This is a genomic window from Marinobacter sp. HL-58, from assembly GCF_001314605.1.
In the GTDB taxonomy this organism is placed as follows: domain Bacteria; phylum Pseudomonadota; class Gammaproteobacteria; order Pseudomonadales; family Oleiphilaceae; genus Marinobacter.
The window spans coordinates 435,632-448,932 of sequence record NZ_LIHP01000016.1 but is presented as its reverse complement, the minus strand read 5'-3'; the positions used below and the strand labels follow the sequence as shown (position 1 = coordinate 448,932).

The following is a 13,301-nucleotide window of genomic DNA, read 5'->3' as shown; positions in this document are numbered from 1 at the left end:
CTGTTAGCTGATCAGGCGTTCTCAAACATCGCGCTGATGGATTCTTCGTTACTGACGCGACGAATGGATTCCGCAAGCAGGCCAGCCATACTGAGGATGCGGATCTTATCACAATTGCGCGCTTTGTCACCCAGCGGGATGGTGTCACAGACAACCAGTTCGTCCAGTTCGGAGGCATTCAGGTTGTCGACAGCCGGCCCGGACAGGACAGGATGGGTGATGTAGGCAACGACCTTGGCAGCGCCATGCTCTTTCAGCGCATTGGCGGCTTTGCAGAGGGTGCCCGCAGTATCGATGATATCGTCCACCAGGATACAGGTCTTGTCTTTCACATCGCCGATAATGTGCATGACCTGCGATACATTCGCTTTCGGGCGACGCTTGTCGATGATGGCCAGGTCGGCGTCATCAAGGCGTTTCGCCACGGCGCGGGCCCGAACCACACCGCCCACGTCCGGTGATACCACGATAAAGTTTTCAAAACGCTGCTTCTCGATATCTTCCAGCATGACCGGGGTGGCGTAGATGTTGTCCACCGGAATGTCGAAGAACCCCTGAATCTGGTCAGCGTGCAGGTCCAGTGTCAAAACCCTGTCGACGCCAATACTGGAAATCATGTCTGCAACCACTTTCGCACTGATGGCAACACGGGTGGAGCGAACGCGGCGGTCCTGACGGGCATAGCCGTAGTAGGGAATAACCGCGGTAACCCGGGTGGCGGAGGCACGACGCAGGGCGTCAGCCATCACAATCAGCTCCATCAGGTTGTCGTTGGTGGGGTTGCAGGTGGGCTGGATGATAAAGACATCATGCCCGCGAACGTTTTCGTTGATTTCGACGGTGGTTTCACCGTCGCTGAACCTTCCAACGGTGGCCTGGCCCATGGGGATGTGGAGTTTCTGGGCGATGGCTTTGGCAAGCTCAGGGTTGGCGTTGCCAGTGAAAATCATCAGTTTGGACACGACGGCATCCTTCTCGGTAACGGCGTTTGATTCAGAAGAAGCGGGAGAAAGGTGGCTGGGGTGGCAGGATTCGAACCTGCGCATGACGGGATCAAAACCCGTTGCCTTACCACTTGGCGACACCCCAGTATCGTGCTTTTTTGGCATCATTTCAGCTCTGTCAGCTTTTTGTGAAGTGGTGAAATGTTCACCCCTTGAGCTACGAACCCCGTGATGCCGGAGGGTTTGCTTTCCCAGATAATCCGGGCTGCGGATTCTGTCGGGAAACGTCCAAATATGCAAGCCCCGGTTCCGGTTAATCTTGCAGGTCCGAATTGTGCAAGCCACTCCAGGCTTTGATGAACCTCAGGATACAGTCTTCGAACTACATCCTCACAGTCGTTTCGGTACCTCGAGGCGTCTCCCTCAAAAGCGGGCGCTATTTTGATTCCGGGGGTATCCCTTGTCAACCCTTGCTCGGAAAAAATCTCTTTCGTGCTTATATCACAGGGTGGCTTTATAACCACGAACCAGTCTTCCGGTGGATTGGCGTCAGTCAGTTGTTCACCGACACCTTCGCCCCATGCGGCGTGCCCGTGAACGAACACCGGTACATCGGCGCCCAGGGACAGGCCCAGTTCTGCCAGCTCATCCAGGGAATGATTGAGCCCCCACAGACGGTTCAGCCCCAGCAGTGTGGTGGCGGCATTGGAGCTGCCACCACCCAGGCCACCCCCCATCGGTAGGCGCTTGTCGATGGCAATACTGACACCACCGACCGCTGTGTTTGTGGTTGCCGCCAGCTGTCGGGCAGCGCGGATAACCAGGTTGTCTTCGTCGGCTACGCCCGGCACCGACTGCTCCATGACGATGCGGCGGTCGGCCCGGGGTGTCAGGGTAATGGTGTCACCGTAATCCAGAAACTGAAACAGGGTTTGCAGCTCGTGGTAGCCGTCAGGCCGGCGCTCCAGGATATGCAGGAACAGGTTCAGTTTCGCCGGTGAGGGCAGTGTCAGAGAGCTCACCGGGTTTCTCCGTCGAGCTGCTGCCAGTTGCTGACAACCAGCCTGACGCGCTTCTCGCCTTTGACGGCGGTTATCCGGGCTGGCAATGGCGGGTAATCGTCGATAAATGTTTTCCAGCGGTCGTAGCGGATTTCCCAGCCCTGTTGGCGAATCATTGCCAGCTTGTCCTGTTCGTCAAAGAACAGCCGGAAGTCACCATCGGGGCCGGGCAGCCCGCGAATCCACCAGGTCAGGCTGTTGATCGGTAGCAGCCAGCCGGTAGCTGACTCAATCAGGGCTTCAGGGTCGCCGGACCGATACTGGTCGCCACCCGGTAGCGTAAGCTCTATGAAGCCTGGCACGCCTTCAAGGGTTGTGCGACCCATGCCGAGAAATGCCGAGGAGAGTTCCAGTTCGTAGGCGTCTTCGTCCTGCTTCCAGAAGTTGATCACCGCAGTACCACTGTCGGAAGGCTGCTTGACCGCGAGTTTGCCGCTGAGCTCCCACTGCCGGAACCGGTCGAGTTGGGCGCGGTCTTCATTCCAGCCTGCCGGTGGTTGCTCTGTCAGGCCATCCGGCAGCGGCTCAACCTGAAATGAGGTGCAACCTCCGGCGATCAGTGTGGCGAGAGTGAGGGCAATAACCGGTAATCTCACGGGGACTGCTCCCCCGTCAGCCGCTCAACGGTCTCGATCAGTATCGGGTGGTCGGAGTCCAGCTCAAAACCTTCTTCCCAGATCATTCGTGCCTGTTCCCGCTCGCCGGTCTGCCAGAGCACTTCGCCCAGATGCGCGGCCACTTCCGGGTCGGCATAGGCTTCCCAGGCGCGGGAAAGATATTCCAGAGCCTCTTCGATTTCACCCTGCTGATAGAGAACCCAGCCCATGCTATCGAGGATGGCGGGGTTTTCCGGGTCGATCTCCAGTGCCCGTTCTATATAGTCTCTTGCTTCGTCATAGCGATCAGAGCGGGTGGTGATGATGTAGCCAAGGGCGTTGAGCGCTACGGCATTTTCTGGTTGCTCGTCGATGATCCGTCTCAGGTCTGCCTCTGCCTGGTCCGACTGATCCATGGAGTCCAGCAGCATGGCCCGGGCGTAGCGGATGCGGACATTGTCCGGGTAGTCTTCCAGGGCACTGTTGGCGGCCTCCAGGGCCTGCTCGTTCACTTCCTGGTCCAGGAGCAGGTTTATTTCCAGCAGGTGGAAATTCTCTTCCTGATCGGGATTGTTGTCTCTCAGTTCCCGTATTGCGGTGAGTGCTTCATCAAGCTCGCCCTGTTCCGCCATGAGTTCGCTCGCCCGCGCCAGGGCCGGGAAGTAGTAGTTACCCTTCTCTACGTTGTTGTAGTAGCCGATGGCCTGCTCGGCGTCGCTTTGTTCATCGGCAATCCGTCCCAGGTAATAGTGGGCTTCATCCGTGTGGTGGCCCTGTTCTATCAGCCGGGTCAGTTCCTCCCGGGCAAGGTCGGTCTGGTCATTCTCGAGCGCCACCAGGGCGTGGGAGAGGCGCAGGCCCGGAACGTCGGGGAAGCGCCTGACCAGTCTGCTGAACTCATCCTGTGCCGCCTGCAGTTCACCTTCGCCGATCAGCATACGGCCATAGAGGGTGCCCATCTGGCGGTTGTCCGGAAAGCGCCGGGTATTGCTGAGCAGGTGGTCCAGTGCCTGGCGTTTCTCGCCGGTCTGGTACAGCAGGTCACCCTTGAGCACCAGCGCGGGCTGGAAGTCCGGTTCCCGGTCAAGCAGAGGCGCCAGTTCGTCCAGGGCCTGTTCCGGTTCACCGGTGACCTTTAACAGAAGCGCGATGCTGTACTGAAGCTCCGGATCGTCCGGGTGCCGTTCCTCCATCTGCCGGTATAGCCGCAGCAGTTCCTGCTGTTGCTCCGGTGGCAGGTTGCCGGCCATGGCAGCAAGGCTGTCAAAATCAGCATCGCCGCCCAGATCCATGATGCGCTCCATATGGCCAAGGGCGGTTTCCAGGTCGTTCTCCTTCACTGCCTGGATAGCTGAGACCCGGTGCGCCTGCATGTTGTCGGGGTCGACATCCAGCCATAACGTGGCCAGTTTCTTCTGCGCATTGTCTGCGTTGAGGGACTGGGCAATGCGCATGGTTCTCTCGATCACCGCCTTGTCGCGGGATAGTTGTGCCGCTTTCATGTAGTTGACAAGCGTTACGTCGAAACGGCCCCGTTGGGCGGCTACCTCGCCGGAAAGCAGCAGGTACAGTTCTTCTGGCTCGAAGTCGGCGTAGCGGATTTCTGGCTCCTGTTCAGCCTGCGCCTCAGTGTTTCCGGTATCCTCCTGCGAGGAGTCGGGTTGCTGTTCCTGGTCACCCTGGAGGAAAGCGCAGCCGGACAGTGAGAGCCCAAACAGGCAGGTAACAAGCAGTAATGCGGACTTTTGCATGCAACATCCCATGATCTGTGTACAGTGCACCTGATCGGCCGGGCTGACTCTGGCGGCAGTCTCAGATGTGGCGTAAAGCAACGAGGTTCTATGATGGCACAAGCGCCTGATATTGCCCAACCTGTCAGCAGTTCCCGATACCATGGCGGTTTTGGGTGGCGATGGAAGCCCCTGACCGTTAAAATACCGGTAATATTACGTCTTCTTCAGGCATAAGGCAGTCTAACCCCGATATGGCACTGGTCACCCTCGGAATCAACCATCGTACCGCACCGGTCGAGTTGCGTGAGCGCGTCGCGTTCACTCCCGAGCGTATGGCCGAAGCCTTCGCCGAATTGCGTGCGACGTCCGGTGCCAGCGAAGCGGCCATTCTTTCCACCTGCAACCGTACCGAGCTATACCTGGCCGGGGACGACGATTGTGCACCAGCCGTGTTGCGCTGGCTGGCGGGTTTTCATGATATGGAAGCCGGGGACCTGGAAGAAGTACTTTACGTGCACCGGGATGCGGACGCCGTTCGTCATATGATGCGGGTGGCGGCGGGGCTGGACTCCATGGTGCTGGGTGAGCCCCAGATACTGGGGCAGCTCAAGGATGCCTACGCTATGGCCCGGGAACACGGCGCCAGTGGTGCCTTCCTGTCGCGCCTGTTCGAGCAGACTTTCTCGGTGGCCAAGCGGGTTCGCACGCAAACCGCCATTGGTGAGAATCCGGTGTCTGTGGCCTACGCTGCGGTGAGCATGGCGCATCATATCTTTGCAGACATGTCCCGGAACAAGGCATTGCTGATTGGTGCCGGCAAGACCATCGAGCTGGTTTCCCGGCATCTGGCCGATGCCGGCGTCCGCAACTTCCTGGTGGCCAACCGCACCCTGGAGCGTGCCCAGGCACTGGCTGAATCCCGGGGCGGGCAAGGCATTCTGCTCTCGGATATTCCCGACCACCTGGCCGATGTGGATATCATTATTTCCTCCACCGCCAGCCCCCTGCCGATTCTGGGCAAGGGCGCCGTGGAGAGAGCACTCAAGAAACGCAAGCACCGCCCCTATTTCATGGTGGATATTGCCGTGCCCAGGGATATCGAGCCGGAAGTCAGTTCCCTGGCGGATGTCTACCTCTATACCGTCGATGACCTGCGCCAGGTTATCGAGGAGAACGTGCGCTCCCGTGAGGGTGCCGCCAGGGAAGCAGAAAACCTCATAACCGACGGTGTGCAGCAGTTCCTCAGCCAGTTGCGGGCGCTGGATGCGGTGTCTACCCTCAAGCAGTTCCGCCAGCGGGCGGAAACCCTGCGGGATGCGGAAACCGAAAAGGCTGTCCGGGCTCTGCGCAATGGCGCCGACCCGGAGACAGTGCTGAGAAGCATGGCCCGGGGGCTGACCAACAAACTGCTCCACGAGCCTTCCATCCAGGTGCGCAAAGCGACCACGGAAGGCAGGACCGAAGTTACTGAATGGCTCAGAGAATTGCATCAGCTTGACGTACTGGATGCCGACGCGCCCATCATTCCGGAAAAACTATGAAGTCATCGATCCAGTCCCGCCTTGAGCAGCTTGTTGACCGCTTCGAGGAGGTCAGCGCGTTGCTGAGCGATCAGCAGACGATTGCCAATCAGGACAGGTTCCGGGATCTTTCCCGGGAGTTTGCAGAAATCGAACCCATTGTTCATTGCTTCCAGGCCTGGCAGCAAACCCGCGAGGATATGAAAGAGGCCGCCGAACTGGCCCGGGATGGTGACGCAGACATGCGCGCCATGGCGGAAGAAGAACTGACCCTGGCAGAGCGGAAAAGTGAAGAACTGGACGAAGAACTCCAGCGCCTGATGCTGCCGAAGGACCCCAACGACGGCAAGAACGTGTTCCTGGAGATTCGCGCCGGTACCGGTGGCGACGAGGCGGCCATATTTGCCGGTGACCTGTTCAGGATGTACATGCGCTACGCCGAGCGTCAGGGCTGGCAGGTGGAGGTTATCAGCGCGAGTGAGGGAGAGCATGGCGGGTACAAGGAAATCATCGCCCGCATAGCCGGCAGTGCCGTATACGGTGCTCTGAAGTTCGAATCCGGTGCACACCGGGTTCAACGGGTGCCGGAAACCGAGTCCCAGGGCCGAATTCATACCTCGGCCTGCACAGTGGCGGTGATGCCGGAAGCGGACGAAGCCGAGGCAGTCGAGATCAACAAATCCGACCTGCGGGTGGACACCTTCCGCGCCTCCGGCGCCGGCGGCCAGCATGTCAACAAGACCGATTCCGCTATTCGCATCACTCATATCCCCACGGGTATCGTGGTGGAGTGCCAGGAAGAGCGGTCCCAGCACAAGAACCGGGCCAAGGCCATGAGTTTTCTGGCCTCCCGCCTCCAGAACGAAGAAATCGAGCGGCAGCAGAAAACCATGGCCGCCACCCGTAAAAGCCTGGTGGGCAGCGGCGACCGGTCAGAACGCATCCGCACCTACAACTTCCCCCAGGGAAGGGTTACCGACCACCGCATCAACCTGACCCTGTACAAACTGGATGAAGTGATCACCGGTGACCTGGACGCTGTCATCGTCCCCCTGCAGCAGGAACATCAGGCTGATCTTCTGGCCTCCCTGGCTGATGACTGATCAGACCCTGTCCTGTGAATCCCTGCTGAAAGAGGCCGCCGAGGTTATCGGAGGCGATACCCCGCGCCTGGATGCGGAACTGTTGCTGGGTTCTGTGACCGGTTGGTCCCGTACCGCCTTTCGGGCCTGGCCGGAGCGTAAGGTAAGCGCTACTGACATCGCCCGCTTTTACAGACTTGTGGAATTGCGCCGGACTGGCCATCCGGTAGCGCACCTGCTTGGCGAACAGGAATTCTGGTCACTCCCACTGAAAGTTAACCCGTCCACACTCATCCCCCGGCCGGATACCGAGTGCCTGGTGGAAGCCGCCCTGATTCTGGATCTGCCGGAACATTCCAATGTGCTGGATCTTGGTACAGGCACCGGCGCCATCGCCCTGGCCCTGGCCAGTGAACGACCCGGCTGGCGTGTCACCGCATCCGACGCCATCGAGGCGGCAGTGGAACTGGCAACCGAAAATGCCGCCCGGCTCGGCCTGCCGGTGACAATATCGCAGAGTAACTGGTTCGCAGGCCTACCGGCTGCTACGTTTGATCTGATTATTTCCAACCCCCCGTACATTGCAGGCGACGACCATCACCTGGGTGAGGGGGATGTGCGGTTTGAGCCGGCGTCAGCCCTGGTGTCCGGTAACGACGGCCTTGATGATATCCGCCACATTACCGCCGAAGCACCGGCCTGGCTCAACGCCGGCGGCTGGCTGATACTGGAACATGGCTACGATCAGGGTGAAGCGGTGCGAGCGCTTTTTACCAGCGCGGGACTGACCAGTGTGGAAACACGCCAGGACTATGGCCGGCGCGACCGCTTTACCCTCGGGAGAAAACACCATGCTGAACGATGAAGAACTGCTGCGCTACAGCCGCCAGATCCTGATGCCCCGGTTCGACATCGCCGGCCAGACCAGACTGAAATCCGCCCGGGTTCTGGTAGTAGGCGCCGGCGGCCTGGGTTGCCCGGTAGCCCTCTACCTTGGCGCGGCCGGGATCGGCCATCTCACCCTGGTTGACGACGATGAAGTGGAGATCGCCAACCTGCAACGCCAGATTGCGTTTGAACAGTCCGATATTGGCCAATCCAAGGCCGAACGCCTGGCGGACCGGGTACGGCGGATAAACCCGGAGGTTTCAGTAACAACTCTGACCGAGCGCCTCGCAGGAGACGAACTCCAGCGTCAGGTTGCATCTGCCAGCCTGGTGGTTGACTGCACCGACAACTTCAACACCCGCTTCGCCCTAAATCGAGCCTGTGTTGCAGCCCGCGTTCCGTTGGTGTCGGGTGCGGCTATTCGTGGAGAAGGCCAATTATCGGTATATGACGTTCGTGACGAAGCGAGCCCTTGTTACCATTGTTTATATCCAGAGCAGGGTAATGAGGACCTCACCTGTTCCGAAGCAGGGGTTATCGGGCCGCTGGTAGGCATGATCGGTGCCTCCCAGGCCATGGAGGCTATTAAAGTGGTCACCGGCGTCGGCAAGCCCTTGATTGGTCGGCTCTTGATTCTGGATGCGTGGCAAATGGAATGGCGGGAAATGAAACTTTCAAGAGACCAAGGTTGCCCTGTCTGCTCAGGCCGTTAGGCTTGGGAGTCGGAACCGGCGGGCAGGCTCTGCCAAAACACGCTGTGAATACCTCCCTGTACGCTCGGCTCCGCCATCCATGGCTCCGCACGGTTTTGGCAGAGCCTGCCCGCCGATTCCCCTAGTTCTTCAGTGCCTGAAACTTTGCTATCGCTTCTTTTCTGCTTTCCTTAAGGTCAACAATCGGTCTCGGGTATCTGCCGGGAATGACACCAGAGGTCCAAGGCTGATGAATTCGCTTGTTATCCAGTTTTGCCAGTTCTGGAACATATTTGCGGATGAATTCGCCGTCAGGGTCGAACCGCTCACTCTGCGTGGCTGGGTTGAACACGCGAAAATAGGGTGCCGCATCCGTACCGGTGGACGCACTCCATTGCCAGCCGCCGTTGTTTGAGGCCAGGAATCCGTCCACCAGTTTCGACATGAAATATGCCTCACCCAGGCGCCAGTCAATAAACAGATTCTTGGTCAGGAACATCGCCGTAATCATGCGCAGGCGGTTGTGCATCCAGCCGGTCTGGTTAAGCTGGCGCATGGCTGCATCAACAATGGGAATGCCGGTATTGCCGGCTTTCCAGGCTTCAAACTTTTCACCGGGCGTATTCCATTTCAGCGCCTCGGTCTCCGGCTTGAAAGCCCGGTGCATGCTCACCCGCGGATAGTGGTAGAGAATATTGATGTAGAAATCCCGCCAGGCGATTTCGTTAGTCCAGGTGGCCAGGCCTTCCTGGTTGCCACCAAGGCCCTGATGCTGGCGGGCAGCGATCAGGCACTGCCTGCCGGACAGCACGCCGTTGGCCAGGTAGGGCGACAACAGGCTGGTGCCGTCCACCGATGGCAGGTCGCGAAGGTTTTTGTAGTCGCCTACGCGGTTATCCAGGAACTGCTCCAGGCGCTGATGGGCAGAGTCTTCTCCGATCGCCACCAGCCCCGGCGGCGGATTGTCAAAGCCTGGCGGGTAGTCGTCATAACGGGCTGGTTCCACCGGATCGCCAACCGGTTCGGGTACAGGAAACAGGGTCGGGCGGGCCTCGTCAATCCAGCTGCGCCAGCGTCGCGAGAAGGGCGTGAACACGGAGTAGGGCTCGTTCTGCCGGGTCAGGATGCTGCCGACAGGCGCCACGGTCTGGTCCCGGTACTTGTTGACGGCAATGCCGGTATCGTCCAGCGCCTGTTTGACAGCCTTGTCCCTGCGTCTTTCGTTAACTCCGTATTCCTCGTTGAAGTGTACATGCCGGATACTCTCGCGCCGGCAGAACTCCTCCAGTTTTTCAACGCTGTCCGTGAACCTCGATGCCGTGATGAACGACAGCGGAATGCCCAGCCCGGACAGTTCTTCCGACAAGGCATTGGCGTGGTCGAGCACGAAACGGACCCGTGCCGGTGACCAGTCGTGCTCTCGCCACTGTTCCGGCGTAACAATGAAACAGGCCTTTAGCGGATGCCGGCTTTTGCAGGCGGCCGTGAGGGCAGGGTTATCGGCGGCACGAAGATCATTTCTGAACCAGACGAGCTGAGTCATTGTGGTTCCTGTGTTGGATGAAGAATTCACGGGCACGGCGGGATATTCGCTGGAACGTGCTGATTGGATTATAGTTAATGCCAGAATCCATGGATAAAGGGTGAGGATGACAACGAGTCTGGAAACGCAGCGCACGATGCAGGACGGCCAATGGGCAACACCCTATACACTGGAACCCGGACAGACCCAGTACCATGAGCTCAGCCATACCCGGGTCTGGGTAACGCTGCTGGAGCAGGAATGGCAGATTCGCTACCAGCGGATGCCTGAAGAGGAAGATCTGGAGCGCTGGCTGCAAGGGGTGATTGGCGCCTCACCGGATCCCGATCTGAGCGTTCAGCGTTTCGTGCGTCCGGACGACGGTAATGAAATTGAGTACCTGCCGGCGATGTCGAGTCTTGCCACGGTGATTCGTCCCTTCCAACCTTTAACCATCCCGGCCGACAGTGAATGCACAATATACGTGGGGACGTTGCTGTGGATGCGGATTCTGGCCGGGAGCCGGAAGATGCACCTGATGGAACTGCCGCTGGCGGATCCGTCACTGACCTGGGTGGGCCGGACCACCATGGAGGGCGAGCTCTGTTATGCCGCTGCAACCTTTGCCAGGCTGGTGTTGGACGCCGTTCCCAAGCGCCCCTGGCGGGCTGTAACGCCGGTACGGATTGTCAATCAGCGACACGAACCGCTGTTGCTGGAACGATTCAATCTTCCGACCCCTTTGCTGTCACTGCATCGCAACGACAAGGGCCAGCTCTGGACGCCCGGCGTGACCGTAACCTGTGAGACCGACATGAGCTCTGCACGCCTGAAAATTGACCAGCAACTCATCAGTGCCGCCGGGCGTTGTACGCTGGTTGCTCCGGCCCGGGAGCAATCGGCCCGTGGCGGGTTGGTGCGTGCCTACGATCGAATTTTTGGCTGATGCTAGCCGTCAGGCACCGACACCTACACAGCGGATGGAGTCAGTTACTTGATAGAGTCACTTGAAGGCAGTCTGATGCAGTTTTTTGGTGCCATCGCCTGGGGCAAGTGGTTCAGCACCCTGTTCCTGTTGATTCTTGGCGTTTTGCTGGCATCATTTGCTGCCCGTGGCGTCTCCCGTTTTATGGAGGACCGGGCCTCGAGGCATCACACCGTCATGATCAGGCGGCTGGTTTTCTACCTTATACTGGTGCTGTTCTTCGTCGCCGCACTGCGGGAGGCCGGTTTTTCCCTGGACGTAGTGCTGGGTGCTGCCGGCATACTGACCGTTGCCATCGGTTTTGCATCCCAGACTTCCGCTTCCAACATGATCAGTGGCCTGTTCCTGCTGGTGGAAAAACCCTTTGAAATTGGCAACTTTATTGAGGTGGAGAACACTGTCGGTGAAGTGATCTCTATTGATATGCTGAGTGTAAAGTTGCGCACGCCGGACAACCTCTATGTGCGCATTCCCAATGAAACACTGATCAAGACCCGGGTCGTCAACCGCTCGCGCTTTCCCATCCGCCGTATGGACCTGACGGTTGGCATCGCCTACGCAGAAGATGTGGAGCGGGTGGAAAAACTGCTTCTGGATCTGGCCAGGCAGAACAGCGCCTGCCTGGAAGAGCCCAGGGCGTTTGTATTGGTGACCGGATTTGGTCCATCCTCGGTAGACCTGCAGTTTTCTTTCTGGGTGCCGGGCAATCAGGTACTGGAAGGTCGAAGTCAGATGATGGTCGCTATCAAGAAAGCGTTGGACGAGGAAGGGATTGAAATACCTTTTCCTCATACAAGTATCTATGCCGGAAGCCATTCCGAGCCATTCCGGGTGCAACTGCTCCGCCCGGAAACCACAACCAGCAAGGGAGATCCGGATGCCGACCCGAAAGGATGAGTCCAGAACAGCCGGCCAGGTGCCGGACACAGGCGGAAAACTGGCCCTTGGCTGGCGAGAATGGGTAGCCTTGCCGGATTTTGATATCTCCCGCATCAAGGCCAAAGTGGATACCGGGGCCCGCACTTCCTGCCTCCATACCTTCCGGACGGAGCCCTATACCGAAAATGGAGAACGCCGGGTCCGTTTCTGGGTTCACCCGGTGCAGAACGATCTGCATCATGTGGTGGAATGCGATGCACTGGTACTGGATGAACGCAATGTGTCGGACTCCGGAGGCCATAAAGAACTGCGGCTGGTTATCGAAACCCGCCTGGTCATTGGTAATACGGAGTGGCCCATTGAAATGACCCTGACCAATCGTGACTCCATGCGTTTTCGTATGCTGCTTGGTCGAACGGCAATGGCCAGACGTGCCATTGTACTTCCTGAATGTTCCTATCTTGCCGGTGAGCCGGCCCTAAGGACGATAAAATGAAGATTGCGATTCTGTCGCGAAACCGTCATCTCTACTCAACACGTCGACTGGTGGAGGAGGGGGTTAACCGGGGCCATGAGGTAAAGGTTATCGACTGCCTGCATTGCTCCATGAACATTACCTCTGCGGATCCGCGGATCCATTACCATGAGGAAGTGCTGGAAGATTTTGACGTGGTGATCCCCAGGATTGGCGCGTCGGTTACTTTTTATGGCACGGCGGTGTTGCGCCAGTTCGAGATGATGGGTGTTTTTCCGGTCAACGAGTCCGTCGCCATTACCCGTTCCCGCGACAAGCTGCGTTCATTGCAGTTGCTGGCCCGCAAAGGTGTCGGCATGCCGGTGACCGGATTTGCCAACAAGCCGGATAACGTGCCGGAACTGCTGAAGATGGTGGGGGGTGCCCCGGTGGTGATCAAGCTGCTGCAGGGTACCCAGGGTATCGGAGTGGTACTGGCGGAAACCCGCAAGGCGGCGGAAAGTGTAATCGAGGCCTTTATGGGCCTGAAGGCCGACATCCTGGTGCAGGAATTCATCAAGGAAGCCGGTGGCGCTGATATCCGCTGTTTCGTGATTGGTGACAAGGTAATTGCAGCCATGAAGCGACAGGGCGGCGAGGGTGAGTTCCGCTCCAACCTGCACCGGGGCGGCACCGCGTCGCTCGTTCGCATTACGCCGGAAGAACGCCGTACGGCGATTACGGCGGCGAAATCCATGGGCCTGAACGTAGCCGGCGTGGATTTGCTGCGCTCCAGCCGCGGTCCCCTGGTGATGGAGGTGAACTCCTCGCCGGGTCTGGAAGGCATCGAAAATGCCACGGGCAAGAATGTGGCCGGCATGATCATGAACTGGACGGAAAAGAACCAGCAACCCTGGAAAACCCGCACCAAGGGGAGAGGCTGAG

General features: G+C 58.7%; 13 protein-coding genes and 1 tRNA gene. 8 read left to right on the top strand and 6 right to left on the bottom strand.

Translation table 11 applies throughout. The features are described 5' to 3' along the window. Positions 1 to 11 precede the first annotated feature (11 nt). From HLUCCO03_RS14560 to HLUCCO03_RS14540, 5 genes are all read right to left on the bottom strand, one after another. Entirely contained in the window at positions 12 to 962 is a 951-nt protein-coding gene (locus HLUCCO03_RS14560) for a ribose-phosphate diphosphokinase (protein WP_027831152.1), read from the bottom strand. A gap of 52 nt (positions 963 to 1,014) precedes the next feature. Then, a tRNA-Gln gene (locus HLUCCO03_RS14555) sits at positions 1,015 to 1,089 on the bottom strand. A 19-nt stretch (positions 1,090 to 1,108) separates the two neighbouring features. Next, positions 1,109 to 1,966 carry a 4-(cytidine 5'-diphospho)-2-C-methyl-D-erythritol kinase gene (gene ispE / locus HLUCCO03_RS14550; RefSeq protein WP_027831153.1) on the bottom strand — a complete coding sequence of 286 codons (858 nt, stop codon included), beginning with the start codon at positions 1,964 to 1,966 and terminating at the stop codon, positions 1,109 to 1,111. After that, positions 1,963 to 2,601 carry a lipoprotein insertase outer membrane protein LolB gene (gene lolB / locus HLUCCO03_RS14545; protein ID WP_027831154.1) on the bottom strand — a complete coding sequence of 213 codons (639 nt, stop codon included), beginning with the start codon at positions 2,599 to 2,601 and terminating at the stop codon, positions 1,963 to 1,965. Before lolB ends, ispE begins: the two co-directional genes overlap by 4 nt. Next, complete coding sequence (locus HLUCCO03_RS14540) at positions 2,598 to 4,352, bottom strand: tetratricopeptide repeat protein (protein WP_027831155.1); 1,755 nt, start codon at positions 4,350 to 4,352, stop codon at positions 2,598 to 2,600. Before HLUCCO03_RS14540 ends, lolB begins: the two co-directional genes overlap by 4 nt. A gap of 233 nt (positions 4,353 to 4,585) precedes the next feature. Between HLUCCO03_RS14540 and hemA the strand changes: the two genes are divergently transcribed. The 4 genes from hemA to HLUCCO03_RS14520 are packed head-to-tail and all read left to right on the top strand — an operon-like array spanning position 4,586 to position 8,537. Next, positions 4,586 to 5,875, top strand: a complete 1,290-nt coding sequence (gene hemA, locus HLUCCO03_RS14535; RefSeq protein WP_027831156.1) for a glutamyl-tRNA reductase — start codon at positions 4,586 to 4,588, stop codon at positions 5,873 to 5,875. Then, positions 5,872 to 6,957: a peptide chain release factor 1 gene (gene prfA / locus HLUCCO03_RS14530; RefSeq protein WP_027831157.1), complete on the top strand. Its 1,086-nt coding sequence runs from the start codon at positions 5,872 to 5,874 to the stop codon at positions 6,955 to 6,957. The genes hemA and prfA overlap by 4 nt, the downstream gene beginning before the upstream one ends. After that, on the top strand, positions 6,950 to 7,801 hold the full coding sequence (gene prmC, locus HLUCCO03_RS14525; RefSeq protein ID WP_197025645.1) for a peptide chain release factor N(5)-glutamine methyltransferase: 852 nt from the start codon (positions 6,950 to 6,952) through the stop codon (positions 7,799 to 7,801). Before prfA ends, prmC begins: the two co-directional genes overlap by 8 nt. Next, positions 7,788 to 8,537 (top strand): molybdopterin-synthase adenylyltransferase MoeB, encoded by a 750-nt coding sequence (locus tag HLUCCO03_RS14520; RefSeq protein WP_027831159.1) that lies wholly within the window; start codon positions 7,788 to 7,790, stop codon positions 8,535 to 8,537. The genes prmC and HLUCCO03_RS14520 overlap by 14 nt, the downstream gene beginning before the upstream one ends. Positions 8,538 to 8,658: 121 nt before the next feature. On the opposite strand, the gene phrB is transcribed toward HLUCCO03_RS14520, so the two are convergent. Next, positions 8,659 to 10,059, bottom strand: coding sequence for a deoxyribodipyrimidine photo-lyase (phrB, locus tag HLUCCO03_RS14515; RefSeq protein ID WP_027831160.1), 1,401 nt, complete (start codon positions 10,057 to 10,059; stop codon positions 8,659 to 8,661). 106 nt (positions 10,060 to 10,165) lie between these two features. Between phrB and HLUCCO03_RS14510 the strand changes: the two genes are divergently transcribed. The 4 genes from HLUCCO03_RS14510 (at position 10,166) to rimK (ending at position 13,300) form a co-directional block, all read left to right on the top strand. Continuing rightward, positions 10,166 to 10,984 carry a hypothetical protein gene (locus HLUCCO03_RS14510; RefSeq protein ID WP_027831161.1) on the top strand — a complete coding sequence of 273 codons (819 nt, stop codon included), beginning with the start codon at positions 10,166 to 10,168 and terminating at the stop codon, positions 10,982 to 10,984. 75 nt (positions 10,985 to 11,059) lie between these two features. Next, positions 11,060 to 11,920, top strand: coding sequence for a mechanosensitive ion channel family protein (locus HLUCCO03_RS14505; RefSeq protein ID WP_036197313.1), 861 nt, complete (start codon positions 11,060 to 11,062; stop codon positions 11,918 to 11,920). Continuing rightward, positions 11,901 to 12,398, top strand: coding sequence for a RimK/LysX family protein (locus HLUCCO03_RS14500; RefSeq protein ID WP_051603782.1), 498 nt, complete (start codon positions 11,901 to 11,903; stop codon positions 12,396 to 12,398). The genes HLUCCO03_RS14505 and HLUCCO03_RS14500 overlap by 20 nt, the downstream gene beginning before the upstream one ends. Then, positions 12,395 to 13,300 (top strand): 30S ribosomal protein S6--L-glutamate ligase, encoded by a 906-nt coding sequence (rimK, locus tag HLUCCO03_RS14495; RefSeq protein ID WP_027831164.1) that lies wholly within the window; start codon positions 12,395 to 12,397, stop codon positions 13,298 to 13,300. The genes HLUCCO03_RS14500 and rimK overlap by 4 nt, the downstream gene beginning before the upstream one ends. Position 13,301 lies beyond the last annotated feature (1 nt).